15 protein-coding genes are annotated in these 20,556 nt (G+C 34.9%); 7 read left to right on the top strand and 8 right to left on the bottom strand.

The features are described from left to right. Positions 1–24 precede the first annotated feature (24 nt). Entirely contained in the window at positions 25–645 is a 621-nt protein-coding gene (locus ABJ955_RS10275) for a hypothetical protein (RefSeq protein ID WP_347374532.1), read from the bottom strand. A gap of 70 nt (positions 646–715) precedes the next feature. Beyond that, the gene (locus tag ABJ955_RS10270) at positions 716–1,759 is read right to left on the bottom strand and encodes an oxidoreductase (protein ID WP_347374531.1); all 1,044 of its coding nucleotides are present in this window, start codon (positions 1,757–1,759) and stop codon (positions 716–718) included. 146 nt (positions 1,760–1,905) lie between these two features. On the opposite strand from ABJ955_RS10270, the gene ABJ955_RS10265 reads away from it, so the two are divergent. After that, positions 1,906–3,117 carry a methyltransferase domain-containing protein gene (locus tag ABJ955_RS10265; RefSeq protein WP_347374530.1) on the top strand — a complete coding sequence of 404 codons (1,212 nt, stop codon included), beginning with the start codon at positions 1,906–1,908 and terminating at the stop codon, positions 3,115–3,117. 88 nt (positions 3,118–3,205) lie between these two features. Here the strand turns inward: ABJ955_RS10265 and ABJ955_RS10260 are convergent, their stop codons facing one another. After that, complete coding sequence (locus ABJ955_RS10260) at positions 3,206–6,130, bottom strand: GEVED domain-containing protein (protein WP_347374529.1); 2,925 nt, start codon at positions 6,128–6,130, stop codon at positions 3,206–3,208. Positions 6,131–6,292: 162 nt separating this feature from the next. Next, positions 6,293–9,211 carry a GEVED domain-containing protein gene (locus tag ABJ955_RS10255; protein WP_347374528.1) on the bottom strand — a complete coding sequence of 973 codons (2,919 nt, stop codon included), beginning with the start codon at positions 9,209–9,211 and terminating at the stop codon, positions 6,293–6,295. A 161-nt stretch (positions 9,212–9,372) separates the two neighbouring features. Here ABJ955_RS10255 and purL point away from each other — a divergent pair, with 161 nt between their 5' ends. Further along, the gene (gene purL, locus ABJ955_RS10250; RefSeq protein WP_347374807.1) at positions 9,373–13,071 is read left to right on the top strand and encodes a phosphoribosylformylglycinamidine synthase; all 3,699 of its coding nucleotides are present in this window, start codon (positions 9,373–9,375) and stop codon (positions 13,069–13,071) included. A gap of 67 nt (positions 13,072–13,138) precedes the next feature. Here the strand turns inward: purL and ABJ955_RS10245 are convergent, their stop codons facing one another. The 4 genes from ABJ955_RS10245 to ABJ955_RS10230 form a co-directional block, all read right to left on the bottom strand. Next, the gene (locus tag ABJ955_RS10245; protein WP_347374527.1) at positions 13,139–13,831 is read right to left on the bottom strand and encodes an SCO family protein; all 693 of its coding nucleotides are present in this window, start codon (positions 13,829–13,831) and stop codon (positions 13,139–13,141) included. Next, complete coding sequence (locus ABJ955_RS10240) at positions 13,800–14,426, bottom strand: toxin-antitoxin system YwqK family antitoxin (protein WP_347374526.1); 627 nt, start codon at positions 14,424–14,426, stop codon at positions 13,800–13,802. Before ABJ955_RS10240 ends, ABJ955_RS10245 begins: the two co-directional genes overlap by 32 nt. Before the next feature lie 7 nt (positions 14,427–14,433). Further along, entirely contained in the window at positions 14,434–15,198 is a 765-nt protein-coding gene (locus ABJ955_RS10235) for a YHYH protein (RefSeq protein WP_347374525.1), read from the bottom strand. A gap of 295 nt (positions 15,199–15,493) precedes the next feature. Next, positions 15,494–15,787 carry an EF-hand domain-containing protein gene (locus ABJ955_RS10230; RefSeq protein WP_347374524.1) on the bottom strand — a complete coding sequence of 98 codons (294 nt, stop codon included), beginning with the start codon at positions 15,785–15,787 and terminating at the stop codon, positions 15,494–15,496. Positions 15,788–16,145: 358 nt separating this feature from the next. Here ABJ955_RS10230 and ABJ955_RS10225 point away from each other — a divergent pair, with 358 nt between their 5' ends. The 5 genes from ABJ955_RS10225 to ABJ955_RS10205 all read left to right on the top strand — a co-directional run bounded on the left by ABJ955_RS10225 (position 16,146) and on the right by ABJ955_RS10205 (position 20,550). Continuing rightward, positions 16,146–17,150, top strand: a complete 1,005-nt coding sequence (locus ABJ955_RS10225; protein WP_347374523.1) for a sensor histidine kinase — start codon at positions 16,146–16,148, stop codon at positions 17,148–17,150. Beyond that, a complete protein-coding gene (locus ABJ955_RS10220) occupies positions 17,143–17,823 on the top strand; it encodes a LytTR family DNA-binding domain-containing protein (protein ID WP_347374522.1) in 681 nt (226 codons plus the stop codon). The genes ABJ955_RS10225 and ABJ955_RS10220 overlap by 8 nt, the downstream gene beginning before the upstream one ends. Positions 17,824–17,898: 75 nt before the next feature. Continuing rightward, on the top strand, positions 17,899–19,680 hold the full coding sequence (locus ABJ955_RS10215; protein ID WP_347374806.1) for an AMP-binding protein: 1,782 nt from the start codon (positions 17,899–17,901) through the stop codon (positions 19,678–19,680). Between the two features lie 6 nt (positions 19,681–19,686). After that, complete coding sequence (locus ABJ955_RS10210; RefSeq protein ID WP_347374521.1) at positions 19,687–20,013, top strand: multidrug efflux SMR transporter; 327 nt, start codon at positions 19,687–19,689, stop codon at positions 20,011–20,013. 93 nt (positions 20,014–20,106) lie between these two features. Then, the gene (locus ABJ955_RS10205) at positions 20,107–20,550 is read left to right on the top strand and encodes a MarR family transcriptional regulator (protein WP_347374520.1); all 444 of its coding nucleotides are present in this window, start codon (positions 20,107–20,109) and stop codon (positions 20,548–20,550) included. The last annotated feature ends 6 nt before the right edge of the window (positions 20,551–20,556 follow it).

Below are 20,556 nucleotides of genomic sequence, written 5' to 3'. Positions count from 1 at the left end.
ATTGGAATACGAAAAGCTGCCTTTTTATTCTACTTTTATTTTTAAAGCATCGTAAGAGTCCGTTCTTATTCCAATCAAACCATATTTAGATTCGCCAGCTTTAATCACCGAGCCGTTTATATTATAAACTAATAATTCGGATTTAAAATTTGCATTGGCAGAACTTGCAGTTATCATATTACCTACAGCAATTCCAGGCCCTAAAATTAAACCTACAGGAAAAGAAGAAGTAGTTTCCTCTATACCATTACTTGATGTCTTTGAAGTATAAAGATTTAATGGCGTTAGTAGAAGATATAAAAGATAGGAAGCCGAACTTTGCTTTAGCGTTGTGAAAACTAAATCATTTTCAACAATATGTATCTCCTTACCATTCTCATATGTCAGTTTTACATCGCGACCAAACATCACATCTTTATCTGAATCATTGGTAATTTTAATTGCAACTAACTTAATTCCTTTTTTTACTTCCTTTTTAGCATATTTCTTACGAAGTAAATCATATTTATACTCCATTTTAATATCGTTAGCTACATCTGCAGAAAGATAATTAATTGTATTTGGCTGTATTGTTTTATAGCCTGAAGCACAACTTGTTAGTGAAATAATTGAAAGAAGAAGCAGTGTGATTTTAAACATTTTCATCAGTGAGGTTTAAATAGTAAAGGTTATTTATTGATGTAATAATACAATATGTTTCAATATTTAAAAAAAATTATTTCCTAAAAACCAGTCTTGAAATTCTATTGTTTCCTGAAGCAAAGGCAATGCTATCGTTTACAAATTCAAGAGCGAAAAAACCTTCTTTTGAAAGTTCTTTCCATGTTTTTCCGCCATCCCCACTAAAAGAAATCCCTGGCGACCCGATAGCAACAATCCCCTGCCCTTCTGTGCCCGGGATGTATTTAACAGATGATCTATACCCTGGTTCTTTGCCGTTTGCAATAAGTTTCCATGTTTTGCCACCATTTTCAGTAATAGCTTTATTGCCTTCATTAAACGATTTGTCTTCCCAATTTCCTCCGAAAATAATTCCATTATTTTCATCAAGAAAATCGATACTATAAATTCCTGTCATTGCTTTGCCTTGAATAATTGGCGTATCAAAAACCTCCCAAGTTTTTCCTTTATCTGCTGTATGCATAACCCTCGCTTTTTTACCCCCAGTTGCAACCCATGCGTGATCACCTACAATTGCAATATTAGAATTACTTGCTGCAAAAGCAGCTTCCCCTTTTTCAACTTTTGGTAAGTTTTCACAAGAAATTTTCTTCCAAGAATTTCCACCATCACGGGTAATTATGATAGACATACAGTTTGCTATGGGGTCCCCAATAGCAATGCCTTCCATTTCATTCCAAAATTTCAAAGAATCATAAAAAACATTTTCTCCTTTTTCAATATAAACTTCTTCAATGTTTGTAGCTTCAGTACCATTAAAACCAATTTTATAAAGCACCGCAGGGTTTGCAATACTCAACACAAAAACCGCTTCTTTTGTAGTAGCTATTGAACGAAAATGTAGCAAAGAATCCCCATACTTTATCACAGCAAGTTTCGGTGTATCGCCGGCTATTAAACCAACCTTTCCTTTATCTGCAGCAAACCACACTCGGTTTTCATCTAAAGGCTGAATAGCACGAATACTGAGACTATCAATAAAAACAGCAGTTATTTTTACAGAGCTAAATTCAATATTGGATTTCTGCTGGCAAGAGATAAAAGTAAAAACGGTAAGTAAAATAATTATAAAGCGCATAGATTCATTTTTTTGTCAAAAGTAAGAATAACTTTAAATTCCTTGCGCTTAAATTCAAAATCTAAAATCTTACATCTAAAATTGTGATACCTTTGCAACCGCAAAATGTTTTTTAATAAATGTTAAGCGGAAATAAAATAATTAAAATGAAACTACACAGAAATTTAGTATTTGCAACTATTGATTCGTTGGATTTAATTTTTAACGAAAACAAGAAAGCTGACAAAGTACTTAAAAATACCTTAAAGCGAGATAAACGATGGGGCGCGCGCGACAGAGGGTTTATTGCCGAAACTACGTATGATATTGTTCGTTGGAAAAGACTTTATGCCGAAATCGCTGAAGTTCGCGAACCTTTTGACCGTCCAAACCTATTTAGATTATTTACTGTTTGGGCAACTTTAAATGGAATTACAATTCCAGAATGGAAGCAATTTGAAGATACGCCTACACGCCGAATAAAAGGAAAATTTGATGAGCTTTCAAAAATTAGAAAATACCGTGAATCTATTCCTGATTGGTTAGATGAATTAGGGCATAAAGAATTAGGCAAAAAGTGGGATAAAGAAATTGCAGCGCTAAACCAATTAGCAGATGTGGTTTTACGTGTAAATACTTTAAAAACTACTGTTGAGAAGCTTCAAAATGAACTTTCAGATTTAGAGATTGAAACGGAAACTATAAAAGGATATCCAGACGCTTTAAAATTAAAAGAACGTGGAAATGTGTTTACAACTGAGGCTTTTAAAAACGGACATTTTGAAGTACAAGACGCATCTTCACAAAGGGTGGCTGAAATTCTCGATGCAAAACCTGGTATGCGCGTTATAGACACCTGTGCGGGAGCTGGTGGGAAAAGTCTTCACATTGCTACAATGATGGAAAATAAAGGCCAGTTGATTGCTATGGATATTTATGAAAACAAATTGAATGAATTAAAGCGTCGTGCACGCCGAAATGATATTTTCAATATTGAAACGAGGGTGATTGATACTACGAAAGTGATAAAAAAACTAATAGATAAAGCAGATAAAGTTTTAATTGATGCTCCATGTTCTGGCTTAGGTGTTTTAAAAAGAAACCCTGATTCAAAATGGAAATTGCAACCAGAATTTTTAGAAACTATTCGCGCAACACAAAAAGAACTTTTAGATAGTTATTCTAGAATGGTAAAACCAGGCGGGCAATTAGTTTATGCTACCTGTTCAATACTTCCTTCAGAAAATGAATTACAAATAAAAGCTTTTTTAGGACGTGAATCTGGGAAGGATTTTTCATTATTGAGCGAAGAAAAAATAATGCCGAGCAAAAGTGGCTTTGATGGATTTTATATTTCTTTACTTCAGAAGAAAGCTTAAAAACATACAACAAGCATTTCGTAATTACAACAACTAGAAAAGAGCGAGTATATACTCGCTCTTTTCTAGTTGGAGAACTAATAAAAAATTATTCAACAATAATCCGTCCTGTTTTAAAAGTTTTGGTGTCTTTACCACCAATTTTTATAATATAAACACCACTTGCCGCTTCATTCATATCTAGTATAGCTTTATATGAATCTCCAAGCTTATTGATCATTTTCACTTTTAGTTGCTGCCCTAACATATTGTAAACTGCCATATAGGTAGGCCCATCAAAGCGTGTCGTTAAATTTATTTCAAATCTTTTATTTCCTTCAGTTGTAATTGTGAAATCACCATTTCTGATTGATAAATCCTCAATACCTAAAACACCTATATTCGCTGTATAATCTTCTGTTTCACCAAAAGGAGTATCCTCGCAAGCATCATTCGGAACAGGTCCATTCCAATTTGTTTTTGCTCTCATACGGTGAAGACCAACAGCATTTACAGCTGGTATATTCATATCAAGAGTTACATTATAGGTTCCTGCGCCTTGCCCAGGATTTAGTTGTTCACTTGCTACAACTATTTCGTCTGCAGTAAAGACAGCATCATCGTTAAAATCAATCCAAACTTTTACATACTGACCACCGTAGTTGGTTCTAATATTTAGTGGGTATGTAGTATTTGGTTCTAAATTTGCTACCAAATTTGAAAAATCACCATAACCTTCACAGTCAGAAGGATTGTTGATTTCAGCAACTGAAAACAATCTAAATCCATGACCTAGCGAACAATTCATAGTCGGTTGACAGATTAAACTTTCAATTTCTGTAGCAACCTCATCATTTGCTGGCATTCCATCACCCGTTAGTGCAGTTGAAACACTAAGGTTATAAGTTGCTACAGTAGAAAAATCAGCTGTTTGCATAAAAGAATACGTTGTTTCCTGCTCAGGCGCTATGGGTCCTGCAAAAGTTTCAACAACTGGCGGATTTCCATCAACTGCATACTGCACACTAAAATTTGATTGTGGTATTGCCCCGAAATTTTTAATTTTTGCAGTAATAGTTTCATTTTCTAAACCTGCACCAGAAAGAGGGGCTATAATTTCAACTGCACCAACATCATTCGCTAAAAGATTGGTAACTTCTTTTGTGTATGGATTGTTAGGATTAAACTCATCGCCAATTAAATTGGTTTTTACTTCTATTTCATATGTTTGCCCTGTGGTAGATAAATCTACTGTTTGAGTAAAGGTATAATTAGCAGATATGCCGGAAGCAATAGAACCTGTATAGGTTTCAGTTGCTATAAGGTTTCCATCCACACGAAGCTCGAGAGGAATGTTACTTTGAGCAGCAGTACCAAAATTTCGAATACTTACTTCAACTGTTTCGGCATTCGATAACATACCATTTTCTGGTTGAGCTATTGCACTTACACCTACATCTTTTGCAAAGCCACCTGACAATGAAAATGCTGCGATTTGGGTGCGCCAATTGTTATTTGATGAAAAATATTCAGCTGTATGCCAAAAAGTAAAATTATTTGGATCCATTGTTAAATGTGAATAATCGCCAAATCTATTTGTAAAAGTTTGAACTCCAACTCCAGGAACAATTTCTGTTTCGGCAACAGTCATTTGTCCTAAGGGATCACCATCAAATCTTCCTGTATATCTAATTCCTACTGGAATAGTTGAGCTAGCAATATTAAAAGCTAAGCCTATGTTTCCTGCTGCGTCTATTGCTGCGCTCCCCATAAATCGGCTATGTCCATCAGCAGGTGCATAGGTACCTTCTTGAAATATTGACCAAGGATTTGTGGAGTCATTTCGCAATTCTATCCACCGAATCCCTGAAGTATCATTGTTGTCAACATCCGTATTAAAAGTAATAACCCAGCTATTGTGTCCTGCAAAACTTCTGTAATTAGCGGCGTAAGAAATTACACCTCCTATCATATCTATTTTATTATTTGTGCCAGGTTGTGCAACATCACCGGATCCAAATGGTGCAAAGACTGAGTTAAATGGGGTTGTGGGAATTTCTAATGCTGCTGAAATTGTAGAGTTAGTTGTAGTAGCCCAATCAAGGTCTATTTCCCAGACTTTTAAATGATCGAAGGTTACTCCGTTCCAACCATCATCTTGAAGATATGTTACATAACCAGGTGCATTTGCCGGAAAATTTGTTCCTAAAAGGTTTGCCGGTTCTGGGCTTAATACGGTATTGGTGTTTTGTGTACTTCCTGGAAGTGGAAATCCAACTATTTTTGGAGCTGGTCCACCTGCAAGCATTACATCTCTTTCTACTGCATATACTTTATTAGCAGTTCCTATATTGGCGGTAAGGTAATACGCATCGTGCCAGATGCTATAATGAGGGTAATCTGGGAAAGAACTAAAGGTGAATTGATATACATTATAAGCGCCCGTTGGGTCACCAGATTCAGAAACTCCAATTGCTAAAGAGTTTCCATTATTAATACTACCAAACTCACTTACAAACCAACGATCAGCAAGTTGATCATACATAACAATAGGATCTCCAGAATTTGAGCCAATTCCTAAAAAGGTTCCTAATGGTACTGGTCCAACTAAAAGAGCACCTGTTTTATCAAAAATCTTTACAATAGAGTTTACTGCGTGAACATAATGGTTTGGACCTGCAGCTCCAGTTGGGTCTGGTGGCACTGAACCAGACTCTGAGGAAGATGCTCCAATAAAATTTTGCTCTATGGCCCGTGTATTGATTATACCAAAATCTCTTTGTGCATTTTGGTCTATCCCAATTGGTAAAGCATTTGCATTAACCTGTGGGTTGTAACGAGATTTATTAGTTACAATTTTTATCTCTTGAACATCTATATTTCCAATATGTTCTTGTTTGGAAAATTCACTCAGGGGAATAGTTTTTCCAATAAAAGTTCCAACGATAACTTCATCAGGGGGAAAATTCTGTTGGGCGGAAATCCCTGCCCAAAATAATAGAAAGCTTACTACTAATAGGTTTTTTAATTTCATATGATATGGTTTTAAGAAGGTAAACTTAAATAATTAAATGCATTTATTTGATTGTAAATGAACTATATAATGTAAAAAAATTCACTGTTATGTTATTTTTTTAAAAAAAAAGCCACCCTAAAAAATACTTCAAGGTGGCTTATAAGATTAATAATCAACTAATTACCTCACAATTATTCTAGCCGTTTTATTGACTTTGGTTGATTGTCCGCCAGCTTTAATAATGTATACCCCGCTTGCAGCAAAGGACATATCTAATTTTAAGTTGTAAGCACCGTCAACCTTACCGATTGGCTTAAAACCTAATTCCTGTCCTGCAATATTATAAACTGAAATATATCCCATACCATCGTAGTCCGAAACTAATGATATATTAAAAACTTTATTGTCTGTACTTGTAATTAGCAGTTCACCGTTTCTAATTGACAAATCATCAACTCCCAATACACCTAAGTTTACAGTATAATCTTCAGTTTCCCCAAAAGGAGTGTCCTCACAAGCATCATTTGGAACAACGCCATTCCAGTTCGTTTTTGCTCTCATACGATGTAAACCTACCGCATTTACAGCCGGTATGTTCATATCTAACGTGGTAGTATAAGTACCTGCTCCTTGCCCTGGGTTAAGTTGTTCACTTTCGACTACTATTTCGTCAGTTGTAAAAATTGAATCATCATTAAAGTCTATCCAAACTTTTACATATTGACCACCATAATTTGTTGTAATTTCCAACTGATTGGTACTGTTTGGGGCAAGATTAGCTACCATATCAGTAAAGTCACCATATCCTTCACAAGCAGATGGGTTGTTAATTTCAGCAACTGAAAACAATCTAAATCCATGACCTAATGAACAATTCATATTAGGCTGGCAAATCAAATTTTCAATTTCTGTAGTAACTGCATCATTTGTAGGTTTTCCGTCTCCTGTTAAGTCAGTTTTTACAGTAAGATTATAAGTTCCTATTACAGAAAAATCTGCTTTCTGTGTAAAAGTATAGGTTGCTTCCTGTTCTGGAGCAATAGTACCGGTAAATGCTTCAATTACTGGAGTGCCCCCATCAATGTCATATTGAACATTAAAATTTGACTGTGGAGCAGCGCCATAGTTTCTAATTACTGCTTTAACAGTCTCGTTGTTCGATAATTCAGGAGCAGAAATAGGCTCTGTAATTGTAGTTGCACCTACATCATTCGCGAAAAGATTAGTAACCTCTTTGGAGTATGGATCATTAGGGTTAAATTCATCACCAGTTAAATTGGTTTTTACTTCAATAGTATATGTCGCTCCAGGAGTAGACAAATCTGCTTTTTGAGTAAATGTATAATTGGCTGTAGCGCCAGATGCTACTGCTGCAGAAAGTGTTTCTGTTGCAATCAAGTTTCCATTCACACGAAGCTGAAGTGGAATATTAGATTGTGATACAGTACCATAATTTCGCACAGTAACTTGTACTGTTTCGTTATTGGTTAAAACACCATTCTCAGGTTGAATAATAGCACTAATACCAACATCTTTTGCAAATGTTCCTGAAATTTTAAATGAAGCAATTTGTGTTCTCCATGCGTTATTAGCAAAAAAATAATCTGAAGTATGCCAAAATGTTAAGTTATCTGGATCCATAGACGTATGCGCATAATCCCCATATCTATAACTATTAGTACGCACACCAACTCCATTAATGATGGTTGTTTCTGCAACTGTCATAGTTCCTAATGGATCTCCATCAAAACGCCCTGTATATCGAAGACCAACCGGTAAGGTTGAACTCCCTACACTGTAAGCCAGCCCAATATTTCCTAAAGCATCCATAGCTGAACTACTCATAAAGCGGCTATGACCATCAGCGGGTGCGTATGTTCCTTCTTGATATAACGACCATGGATCGGTATTGCTATTTCTCAATTCTATCCATCGTATACCTCCTGTATCGTTAGCATCTATAAAAGTATTAAATGTGATAAGCCATGAATTGTGATTCGCAAAACTTCTATAGTTGGCTCCAAATGAAATAATCCCACCGTGAGCAGCTAATTTTTGATTGGTTCCAGGTTGTGAGACCGCCCCCTGTCCAAATATTTCACCTGCATCAAAAGGATCTGTTGGAATTTCAATAGGTGAAGAAATAGTAGAATTTGAAGTGTTATTCCAATCCATATCAATCTCCCATATTTTTAAGTGATCGTTTGAAACTCCTGTCCATGCGTCATCCTGTAAATAGATTATATACCCAGGCGTATTTGGAGCAAGATCTTGTCCTAAAAGATTAACCGGCACAGGACTTTTAACTTGATTTGGATTAACCACAACTCCAGGAAGTGAAAATATTACAAATTTAGGATTTGGAGCTCCGCTTAATAAGGCATCGCGTTCCATAGCAAATGCACGTGTTGATGCCCCATCTAAATTTACAGTTCCATAGTATGCATCTGGCCACATTCCATATTTTGGATAATCTGGAAAACCACTAAATGTATATTGGTATACATTATAACTACCTGTAGGATCACTTGAAGTTGATACGCCAATAGCTAATGAGTTTCCACCACTAATATTACCAAACTCACTAACAACCCATCTGTCAGCTAATTGATCGTATAATACAATAGGATCTCCGCTATTTCCTCCAAAACCTAGAAAAGTACCTAGATTAACTGGACCTAATAATAAAGTTCCTGTTTTACTAAATATTTTAACTAGTGAGTTTACCGAATGTACATAATGGTTTGGTCCAACAGCTCCTGTTGGATCTGGTGGATAAAACCCAGATTCGGTAGAAGATGCACCAATAAAGTTTTGTTCTAAATTTCTTGAAGCAATTTTACCAATAGTTTCTTGAATATTATCAATAACTGTCGGGGGTACTTCATTAATTTCAATCTGAGTTTTAGACTCATTAGGCACTATTGTTAATGTTTTTGGATCCAAATTAAGGTTATTTGGAAGTGTTGGGTAGTCCCTTAATGGCATTGTCTGTCTTACAAGTTCTCCAACAATTACTTGCTCTGGCGCAAATTTTTGTTGTGCAAAAACTCCAAGACTTGAAAAAAGAATTAGTGTTAACAGTAATTTGTTTTGCATGGTTTTTGGTTTTTAAATTTTTAAGAACCGAAAGGTAAAGGTTTGTTTTTAATTATTCCCCCATACAAACCAGTAGATTATAAAAAAAAACACAATAGAAAATTCATGAATCATATAATAATTTAATTATCCTCAAATTTGGTTATATTTGCAGCTTCAAAATTGAACAAATATTTAAACGTATGATTCACTTTTTTGGGAACGTTGACAACAACGTTTTTGCAGTCCAGACCCACGGAGAAATTTCAACAGAAACTATTAAAAAGTTAGAATGGCTTTTCGGAAACCAACCTAAAATAGAAAAATCCGTCCTGTCTACAAACACGGCGGATTTTTTTATTGGTCCCCGAGCAGCTATGGTTACTCCTTGGAGCACAAATGCTGTTGAGATTTCCCAAAACATGGGGATTGACGGAATTATTCGTATTGAAGAATTCTATACTAATTCGGTAAAAAAAGGAACTTTTGATCCGATGCTCTCACAGAAATTTCAAGAACTGAGTCAGGAAATTTTTGACGTAAAAACCAAGCCAGAACCAATCTTTGAAATTGAAAATATTTCTGAATACAATCAACAAGAAGGGCTCGCGCTAAATGCTGAAGAAGTTGAGTATTTGGACGCTCTTTCTAAAAAGCTTGATAGAAAGCTTACGGATAGTGAGGTTTTTGGTTTCAGTCAAGTAAATAGTGAACACTGCCGTCACAAAATTTTCAACGGAACTTTTGAAATTGATGGCAACGAAATGCCTTCTTCCCTATTTAAACTCATTAAAAAAACTTCAGAAGTAAACCCAAACGATATTGTTTCGGCTTATAAAGACAATGTGGCTTTTGTAAAAGGACCAAAAGTTAAACAATGGGCTCCAAAAAGCGCTGACAAACCTGATTGGTATCAAGAAAAAGATTTTGATAGCGTAATCTCTATAAAAGCTGAAACGCATAATTTTCCAACAACTGTAGAACCTTTTAACGGTGCTGCAACGGGAAGTGGCGGTGAAATTCGGGATCGTTTAGCAGGTGGAAAAGGCTCCTTACCGTTAGCAGGAACCGCGGTTTATATGACCTCATACTCAAGACTTGAAGAAAATAGACCTTGGGAAAAAAATATGAAAGAACGCGAATGGCTTTACCAAACTCCACTCGATATATTAATAAAAGCTAGCAATGGAGCGTCAGATTTTGGTAATAAATTTGGACAACCATTGATTGCAGGTTCTGTTTTAACCTTTGAACATGAAGAAGAAGCAAGAAAGCTTGGATTTGATAAAGTTATTATGCTCGCTGGTGGTATTGGTTACGGAAAAGCTGACCAAGCAATTAAAGGAACACCACAAGAAGGTGATAAAATCGTAGTTCTTGGCGGTGAAAACTATCGAATTGGTATGGGGGGTGCCGCAGTTTCTTCTGCAGACACTGGTGAATTTAGTAGTGGTATTGAACTAAACGCCATTCAACGAAGCAATCCAGAAATGCAAAAACGTGCAGCAAATGCAATACGGGCAATGGTGGAAAGCGATGAAAACACAATTATTTCAATCCATGACCACGGTGCTGGAGGACATTTAAATTGCTTAAGTGAATTAGTAGAAGATACCGGCGGAAAAATTAATCTGGACAAACTTCCAATTGGCGACCCTACCCTATCGGATAAAGAAATTATGGGTAATGAAAGCCAAGAACGCATGGGCTTAATTATTGGTGAAAAAAACATTCAAAATCTGAGAACTATTGCAGATCGTGAACGCTCACCTATGTATGAAGTTGGCGAAGTTACAGCTGATAAACGCTTCTGTTTTGAAAATAAAAAAGGTGAAAAACCAATGGATTTCGCTTTGGAAGATATGTTTGGAAGTTCTCCGAAAACGATAATGAAAGACAAAACCGTAAACAGAAATTATAAAAATGCTGCTTACGAAGTTTCTAAAATAAATGAATATGTTGCACAAGTACTTCAACTGGAAGCAGTAGCTTGTAAAGATTGGCTTACCAACAAAGTAGACCGTTGTGTTACAGGGCGAGTTGCAAAACAACAAACCGCAGGCCCCTTACAATTACCACTTAACAATTGTGGTGTTATGGCACTGGATTACCATGGAAAAGAAGGTGTTGCAACTAGTATCGGGCATTCTCCACTAACAGCATTGATTAATCCAACAGCAGGTTCTCGTAACGCAATTACAGAGGCCTTAACAAACATTGTTTGGGCTCCTTTAAAAGATGGATTGAAAAGTGTTTCGCTTTCCGCAAACTGGATGTGGCCTGCGAATAATGAAGGGGAAGATGCGCGTTTATATGAAGCGGTAAAAGCTGTTTCAGAATTTTCTATCGATTTGGGTATAAATGTTCCTACTGGAAAAGATTCGCTTTCAATGAAGCAGAAATATAAGGACGGCGAAGTAATTTCTCCGGGAACCGTAATTATTTCGGCTGCTGGAAACTGTAACGACATTAAAAAAGTACTTGAACCTGTTTTACAAAAAACTGGTGGAAGTATTTACTACCTAAACATTTCGCAAGACGCGTTTAAATTAGGCGGTTCTTCTTTCGGACAAATTTTAAATGCTGTAGGAAACGACGCGCCAGACGTAAAAAGTGCGGAATATGTAAAAACTGTTTTTAACACCATACAAGAATTAATTAAAGACGAAAAAATTCTTGCTGGGCACGATGTTGCTTCGGGTGGATTAATTACCACTTTATTAGAAATGTGTTTTGCCGATGTAAATTTAGGAGCCAATTTAGATCTTTCAGGTTTAGGTGAAACTGATTTGGTAAAATTACTATTTGCTGAAAATGTAGGAATTGTAATTCAAGCATCGGAAGATACTTCGGTTGAAAAATTACTTGCTTCAAAAAATATAGAATTTAAAAAGATTGGAACGGTTTCAGAAAAAGAAACGCTTTCAATAAAGAATAATTCCGAAGAACTTAGCTTTAGCATTCCAGAAATGCGCGATGCTTGGTATAAAACTTCGTATTTATTAGACAGAAACCAAAGTGGCGAAAAAGCTGCGAAAACGCGTTTTGATAATTATAAAAAGCAGCCTTTAAAATTCGAGTTTCCGAAACATTTTACAGGAAAGCTTCCGAAAATTAATGCTGATACACCAAAAATAAAAGCTGCCGTTATCCGCGAAAAAGGAAGTAACAGCGAGCGCGAAATGGCGTATATGATGCACTTAGCAGGTTTTGATGTAAAAGATGTGCATATGACGGATCTTGTTGAAGGCCGCGAAACTCTAGAAGATATTAAGCTAATTGTGGCCGTAGGTGGATTTAGCAACAGTGATGTTTTAGGGAGTGCAAAAGGTTGGGCTGGATCGTTTTTATACAATGAAAAAGCAAACGAGGCATTAAAAAACTTCTTTGCAAAAGAAGACACCCTTTCCCTAGGGGTTTGTAATGGTTGTCAACTTTTTATGGAACTCGGATTATTGAATTCTGAAGATAAAGAAAAACCAAAAATGCTTCATAACGATACTAACAAGTTTGAATGTACATTTTCTTCAGTTAAAATTCAGGAAAATAATTCTGTAATGCTTTCTTCTTTCGCCGGAAGCACATTAGGAATTTGGTCTGCACACGGGGAAGGGAAATTTAGTTTCCCAAAGAGTGAAAGCCATTATAATATTGTTGCTAAATATGGTTATGAAGCATTGCCTTCCAATCCAAACGGCAGTGATTTTAATACAGCAATGCTAACCGACAAAACAGGTAGGCATTTAGTAATGATGCCGCATTTAGAGCGATCTATATTTTCTTGGAACTGGGCGCATTATCCAAAAGACAGAAAAAATGACGAGGTTTCACCATGGCTTCAAGCCTTGGTAAATGCGAAGCAGTGGATTGAGAAATTCTAGCATATTTTAAAGCCGTTTGCGATTAAAGCAAACGGCTTTTTTTACAATAAGATAAAAACATGATGCTTTATTCGGCTTTTAAAGTTTTAACATCGGTAATAAGTTGCGCTATAGATGCTCTGTTTAATCCGTTATAAATACCTCTAATATGTTTCTTTTTATCAATAAGTAAAAAGTTCTCTGTATGAAGAAAATCGTTTATACTTTTAGTTTTTCCTAAATCATTTTCTACAAAATATTGATCTCTTCCAAGTGTATAAATTTCATTTTTATCGCCTGTTACTAAATGCCATTTAGTATCAATCACACCATTGTTATTAGCGTATTCTTTTAAAACTGCAATAGAATCTGTTGAAGGCATTACTGAGTGTGAAAGCAATAGTATGTCTGAATCCTCTTTAAATTCTTCTTGTATTTTAAACATATTGTCTGCCATTTGCGGACAAATACCTGGGCAAATTGTGAAAAAGAAATTAGTTATATAAATTTTATCTTTAAATGTGTTTTGAGTAATAGTATCTCCTAATTGATTGAAAAGCTGAAAAGCTGGAATTTTATGAAAGTTTTGCTCTTCATTTGAGCCAGGTATTAACCAATTTGGTGTAAAGGATTCCTCATTATAATACGGCAAATACTCCGTTCTACTTGTTTCACTAATTTTTATATTTTCCTTTTTTACTTCATTCTTACAACTTATAAAAAAAAGAAAAACCAAAATTACAAAGAGGCTAAATCGTCTTGTTTCTAATAATTTTTTCATCTTCTAATTTATAGCACGAATTGGCTCTTCGCATACCAAAAATACGTCCATTTTTGGCTTCGTAATTAACATATAATTTTCCATTTTGTAACCAGGCTTTTTGCAAGCCTTCTTCCTTCCCATCTACTAGAATTCTCAATTTAGCAAGCTGTCCGTTAGCATACCATTCTTTTTCCTCACCTTGTTTTACGCCATTTTTATACATGGTTTGCGAAGCTAACAGACCATTCTCCCACCAGGTTTTATAAATGCTATCCAAACGATTATTGGTATAATAGGATTCAATGCGAAGCACGCCGTTTTCTGACCATTTTTTTGCGATGCCCTCTCTTTTCCCATTATAATATCCAAGCCTTTCTCCCAAGGTATCATTTGTATGAAATTTTAAAGAATATCCTGTAAAAGGCTTGTTATTGTAATACCATTTTCCTTCAAGCTGATTAAGAACCAATGCATCTTTTAATACTTCAACTGTATCAATAACAAAATTATTTTCATTTTTGATGCTAGTGGTATATTTCTTATTACTCCACAAAGTTCCAGTACAACTTGCACATACAAAAAATGTAATAAGGATGGTTAGTAAAGGCTTCATAAAAATTTTAATATCCTTGATACGGACCTGCAAATGCTATGTAAGAACCTGTGTTCGAATACAATTCATTGATAATATGATAATGATATTCTTCAGCTCCATTTGTGTATTGGGTAGCTGTAGTATGCCCTCCAGAAGCATCTAAATCTGTAGGGTAGGTCCCTGTTGCATTACACTTTCTTCCATAAAGAAAAACGCCATCAAGTAGAATTCCTACTAATTTATCATCATCGTCTGAAAATGCTTTAGGCTCTAAGTGATAGTGATATACCCCTGGACCAATATGAGCTCCTGTCCAATCTAAGCTAGCAGCTGCAGCATCAAGTGGTCCTCCCCCTTCTTGGTCGTTAAAAATAGAAGCACCACTAACAGCAATACCAATAGTATTAAAGTTTGTAGCAACAGTATTTCCACTTAAATTAGGGGTCGCATCCACAGTAATTGTAGTTGCGTTATTGTTGCTAGACATAATAGAAGGTGTTAACTGCACATCGGGTTCTGCTTTGTATAATTCGTGACCTTCTCCCCAATAAACGGTTTCATGATTTGGCAATCCAGTAGTTTCAATTACTACATTAGCTCCATCTAAATAAATAGTTACAGCTTCAGTATTAAATGCAGCAAAAGCAGCATGAAGTTCAGTTACAGCCGCTTCGTCTTCCTCCTCCGTTGTAGTTGAAGAGTCGTCACTGCTACAGGAAATAAATGTAACAATAACAAGCGCTATTAAAGAAGCTACGGAATATATTAATGTTTTTGGTGTTGTTTTCATAATTTTTATATTTAAAATTAAATACACGATTTTAACTGGGGAGTTAATAATGTGTTTTAAGGTTTTACAATATTATTTTTACTAATTAAAAATTGAATTTAAAGAAACCATTTACTGGTAAAAGGTACTTTCTGGTAATGCCTATTTTTTTAAACCAACAAGGGGTTTAAGTAGGTTAGTTGAAATATAGAAATTTCTATAAGGTCACTTTTCTAATGATGTTTTTTAGAAGAAAGTCTCGCAAATTCTAGGGAGACTTTCTTTAAAAAACTGCTAATTAACCAACCAAAAAAAATTATTTATTCTTTTTTCGCTCTCTTGCCTTAGGCTTCGGAGCTTCCTCAAACTCTTCTTTTGAAAGAAAACCATCTTCATTAGTGTCTATTTTAGCGAAATCATTTTTCAATGGTCCCTTTAATTCTTCTTCTGAAAGCTTCCCGTCTTCATTTTTATCCAAATCTTTTAACAATTCACTATACGTTGGTGGCTTTTTTGATTTATCACCTTTTGGTTGTGCATTTGAAAATGCAAGGCCAAAAACCATAACTACTAAGGACAAAACTGCTGTTTTTAAATTACTCTTTTTCATATATTTATTTTTTAAAGTTCATAAGTATGACATCAAAAGTACCGTATAGATTAATGCAGAAGTTACGTTTTCAGCGAACTAAGCTTGCTTTTAAGCGAACATGGCTTTTTGTTCAATCTATTATTTGAAAATGTATCCCTTTGTGAAGAATCTCTAAAAAGGTGAAAATTATATTCGTAGTATTATAATTGAATTTGTAAACAAAACGCACCGGAACATATTACTGGCTCTGAACTTTAAGCGAAACAGTATACGTTTTAAGTGAATGCCAGCTAACAAGACGTAAACCTATCTTCTAACCCCAGTAAAACTGGAGCATTTGCAAAGAGATTGAAAAAAAATGTGCTTAATTTGCTATATGAGAAAATGGAAATTAATATTAGTACAGCTTGCTTTATGGCTTGTGGTTTGGCTCATTATGGGTTTAAATCAACAAAATTATGAACACTTTCTAGAAGTAAATTGGAGTGCTTTCCTGTTTCAAACACTGCTTATTTTTAGTGTTTCATATTATATTTCTGAAAAATGGTTGTTTCAGAAAAAATACTTCATTTTTATAGTCGTTTCTGTAGTATTAATACTAGGTGCCGCCTATATTTCATCTCATTTTATGATGACGGGGCCTCCTAGAGGTTTTTCTGGACCAGGCAGACCGAAACCCCCTTCCCCATTTTTAATTCATGTTTTACTTCTTGCAATAGCCTACTTTACAAGTACTTTGTTAATGATGTTTATGGATAGTCAAAAAAAAGAGGCCCAATTAGAAATGCAAAAAACAGCATTAATTGAGAGTGAACTTAAATTTTTGAAAATGCAGATAAACCCACATTTTCTCTTTAATTCCCTAAATAATATTTATGCCCTTTCTATTTCAAATTCAAAAAAAACACCTGAAAGTATCCATTCACTTTCTGAAATGTTGCGGTATGTAATTTACGATTGTGAAATTCCAAAAGTCCCCATCGAGAAAGAAATACACTATATTGAAAACTTTATAAATCTTTTTAAGTTAAGAAGCAGTAAACCTTTCAAAATAACATTTACAAACCAGCTGGAACGCACTAATTTGATGGTGGCTCCAATGCTTTTTATTATCTTTATTGAAAATGCCTTTAAGCACAGCGGAATCGAAAAAGGCGGTGAAGCTTTTGTAACTATAAAGTTATATTCCGTAGACACCACAGTGATTTTTAGTGTTGAAAACAGCTTGCCTAAAGAATATATAAACAAAGACAAAAGCAGCGGAATAGGGTTGCAAAATGCTAAAAAACGACTAGAAATAACCTATCCAAACAAACACGATTTAAAAATTGAGAATGAACCTACTTTTAAAGTCGTTTTAAAACTTTACCCAGATGCTTAAAATAAAATGTGTAGTTATAGATGATGAAGAGTTGGCAAGAACACTAATAAAAAACTATATCGACAAAATAACATATTTAGAATGTGTGGCAACTTTTGAAAATGCTTTGGAAGCGCTTTCAATATTAAAATCTGAAAAAATAGATTTACTATTTTTAGACATTCAAATGCCTGATATTAAAGGAACTGAATTTGCCGAGCTTATCAATACAACTGAAACACGAATTATTTTCACAACAGCTTATTCTGAGTATGCTTTAAAAGGCTATGAACTTAATGCGTTAGATTATTTAGTAAAACCAATTGCTTTCAAAAGGTTTTTAAGCGCTGTAGAAAAATTACCCAAACAAGAAACGCCAACTGCGAACTTTATAATTATAAAATCTGGTTACGACCTTCATAAAGTAATGTATCAAGATATTATTTACATAGAAAGCAACAGCGAATATGTAAATTATTACTTGGAAAATGGAAAAAAAATAATGGCAAACCAATCGCTAAGTAAATTGGAATCAAAACTACCTACCTCTTTTTTGCGCGTTCATAGGTCGTACATTGTTAACAAAGAAAAAGTTACGGGCTTAAAAAATAGAGAATTAATGCTTACTAATGAAAAAATACCTGTAAGCGACAGTTATTATAACACCATCAAGACACAGCTTTTCAATAATTAGAAAGGCTTTTCATTTTTCTTTTAAAGGAAATAATAAAATAATTTTGCTATTTTCACTTCCACTAATATTATAATGATGATTGATCCAAAAAGACTCTTCGACTTTCCATACTACCAATTTGAAAAGTATCCGCAACAAAAAGCGCTAGTTACCAAATATAATGGCGAATGGAAAGCGACCTCAACACAGGAATATATAGATAAATGTAATGCATTAAGTCGTGCGTTATTAAAAAAAGGCGTAAAACCCAATGATAAAATTGCCATTATTTCAATGACAAATCGCACAGAATGGAACATCTGTGATATTGGAATTATGCAAACTGGAGCACAAGGAGTTCCAATTTATCCTACAATTTCTGAAGACGAATACGAATATGTTCTTAACCACAGTGAAGCCATTTATTGTTTCGTTTCTTGTAAAGAAGTATGTGATAAAGTCCAAAAAATAAAAGATAATGTTCCTTCATTAAAAGAAATATACACCTTTGATGAAATTGAAGGAACTATAAACTGGAAGGAAGTTCTGGAAGAAGGAAAAGATGAAAGCAATCAAGACGAAGTTGAAAAAAGAAAAGAAGCTATACACGAAGATGATTTAGCTACTTTAATTTATACCTCCGGAACAACCGGAAGACCAAAAGGCGTTATGCTTTCACATAAAAATATAGCTTCAAATGCTAAATATAGTGCAGAACGATTGCCTATAGACCTAGGAAAATCGAAAGCACTTAGCTTTTTACCTGTGTGTCATATTTATGAACGTATGCTTCAATATATGTATCAATATTGCGGTGTTGAAATTCATTTTGCTGAAAGTTTAGAAACAATTAGCGATAACTTAAAAGAAGTACAACCAGAGGTTATGAGTGCCGTTCCGCGATTGTTAGAAAAAGTGTATGATAAAATTTATGCAAAAGGAGCTGAACTTACTGGAATTAAGAAAAAAATGTTCTTTTGGGCTATAGATCTAGGTTTAAAATATGAACCCTACGGCCAGAATGGCTGGTGGTATGAAACGCAACTTAAACTTGCGAATAAGTTAATTTTTAGCAAATGGCGAGAAGCCTTAGGAGGAAACCTAAAAGCAATTGCTTCTGGAAGTGCAGCATTACAACCTCGTTTAGCAAGAGTTTTTAATGCAGGGCAGATTCCTGTTATGGAAGGCTACGGGCTTACAGAAACATCACCTGTTATTTCTGTAAACGATATGCGCGACCATGGTTTTAAAATTGGTACCGTTGGCAAAGCATTAAAAGAAACCGAAATAAAAATTGCTGAAGATGGCGAGATTTTAATAAAAGGCCCTCAAGTAATGTTAGGGTATTATAAAAATCAAGAACAAACCGATGAGGTTTTAAAAAATGGATATTTCCATACTGGAGATATTGGGGAAGTAGATAAAGAGGGCTTTCTTAAAATTACAGACCGTAAAAAAGAAATGTTCAAAACCAGTGGCGGAAAATATGTTGCGCCACAACTTTTGGAAAATGCAATGAAACAATCACGTTTTATAGACCAAATAATGGTCGTTGGGGAAGGCGAAAAAATGCCTGCCGCCCTTATACAACCAGATTTTGATTTTATAAAAGAATGGGGCGCAAAAAAAGGCAGAGACATTCCTTCCGACCCAATTGAAATCGTAAAAAATGAAGCCGTACTAAAACGCATTCAAAAAGAAGTAGATTTTTATAACGAACGTTTTGGCAAATGGGAAAAAGTAAAAAAGTTTGAACTAACACCAGATGCTTGGAGCATAGAAAGCGGTCACCTTACGCCTACCATGAAAATGAAGCGTAAAGTTATTAAGGAAAAATACAAAGCGCTTTACAATAAAATTTATGAGCATAATGAATAATAAAGCATGAATTGGCTCCTCCTCATTATAGCTGGCCTTTTTGAAGTCGCCTTCGCATTTTGTCTTGGCAAAGCTAAAGAAACCACCAACCTTGATTCTAAATTATGGTTTGGTGGTTTTTTAGCGTGTCTTTTTATAAGCATGTTTTTACTTATAAAAGCTACAAAAACACTCCCAATCGGCACCGCCTATGCTGTTTGGACTGGTATTGGTGCCGTTGGCACCGTTTTACTAGGTATCTTCTATTTTAATGAACCCGCAACCTTCTGGCGGGTGTTTTTTCTTTCCACACTTATCATATCTATTGTAGGCTTAAAGTTTGTTTCAGCTTAAAAAAATTATTTGATTATAAATAACATGTATTTACTATGCATGCATAATAAATTTTTTGTATATTTGGTTCGCTACTTTTTCAATTAATCTTTAATGAAAGAAAAAACAATAGATTATATACTTCGCTCTACATGGATGAGCGTAACAAGAATGTATAATGAGGAAGCTGGAAAAAAAGGGAGCACTATGGCAACAGGATTTGCGTTAATAAGCATTGATCCTGAAAATGGAACCCCCAGCACAGCCCTTGGACCAAAGATGGGCATGGAAGCCACGAGTCTTTCAAGAACCTTAAAGGCTATGGAAAAAAAAGGATTGATTGAACGTAAACCAAATCCTGAAGATGGACGCGGCGTGTTAATTCACTTAACAGATTTTGGAAAAGAAATGCGTACCTTTTCAAAAGGTGTGGTTTTAGGTTTTGATGAAGCTGTTCAAAAAAATGTTACAGCTGAAGACTTAAAAACATTCAAAAAAGTAGCACATACCATCACAGAACTCGTTAATTCAAAAAAAATATACGATTCAGAAAACTAAAATAAT

Origin of the sequence: Aequorivita sp. Q41 (assembly GCF_039831855.1) — a bacterium.
Classification (GTDB): Bacteria; Bacteroidota; Bacteroidia; order Flavobacteriales; family Flavobacteriaceae; genus Aequorivita.
Note: the sequence above shows the minus strand (reverse complement) of the source record. Positions and strands in the feature narration are given on the sequence as shown.

Excerpts from the sequence above, each read along its gene's own strand:
- ABJ955_RS10275 (WP_347374532.1), bottom strand. The coding sequence starts at position 645 with ATGAAAATGTTTAAAATCACACTGCTTCTTCTTTCAATTATTTCACTA.
- ABJ955_RS10265 (WP_347374530.1), top strand. The coding sequence starts at position 1,906 with ATGAAACTACACAGAAATTTAGTATTTGCAACTATTGATTCGTTGGAT.
- ABJ955_RS10210 (WP_347374521.1), top strand. The coding sequence starts at position 19,687 with ATGAATTGGCTCCTCCTCATTATAGCTGGCCTTTTTGAAGTCGCCTTC.
- ABJ955_RS10260 (WP_347374529.1), bottom strand. The coding sequence starts at position 6,130 with ATGAAATTAAAAAACCTATTAGTAGTAAGCTTTCTATTATTTTGGGCA.
- ABJ955_RS10225 (WP_347374523.1), top strand. The coding sequence starts at position 16,146 with ATGAGAAAATGGAAATTAATATTAGTACAGCTTGCTTTATGGCTTGTG.
- ABJ955_RS10230 (WP_347374524.1), bottom strand. The coding sequence starts at position 15,787 with ATGAAAAAGAGTAATTTAAAAACAGCAGTTTTGTCCTTAGTAGTTATG.
- ABJ955_RS10215 (WP_347374806.1), top strand. The coding sequence starts at position 17,899 with ATGATTGATCCAAAAAGACTCTTCGACTTTCCATACTACCAATTTGAA.
- ABJ955_RS10245 (WP_347374527.1), bottom strand. The coding sequence starts at position 13,831 with ATGAAAAAATTATTAGAAACAAGACGATTTAGCCTCTTTGTAATTTTG.
- ABJ955_RS10235 (WP_347374525.1), bottom strand. The coding sequence starts at position 15,198 with ATGAAAACAACACCAAAAACATTAATATATTCCGTAGCTTCTTTAATA.
- ABJ955_RS10255 (WP_347374528.1), bottom strand. The coding sequence starts at position 9,211 with ATGCAAAACAAATTACTGTTAACACTAATTCTTTTTTCAAGTCTTGGA.
- ABJ955_RS10205 (WP_347374520.1), top strand. The coding sequence starts at position 20,107 with ATGAAAGAAAAAACAATAGATTATATACTTCGCTCTACATGGATGAGC.
- ABJ955_RS10220 (WP_347374522.1), top strand. The coding sequence starts at position 17,143 with ATGCTTAAAATAAAATGTGTAGTTATAGATGATGAAGAGTTGGCAAGA.
- ABJ955_RS10240 (WP_347374526.1), bottom strand. The coding sequence starts at position 14,426 with ATGAAGCCTTTACTAACCATCCTTATTACATTTTTTGTATGTGCAAGT.
- ABJ955_RS10270 (WP_347374531.1), bottom strand. The coding sequence starts at position 1,759 with ATGCGCTTTATAATTATTTTACTTACCGTTTTTACTTTTATCTCTTGC.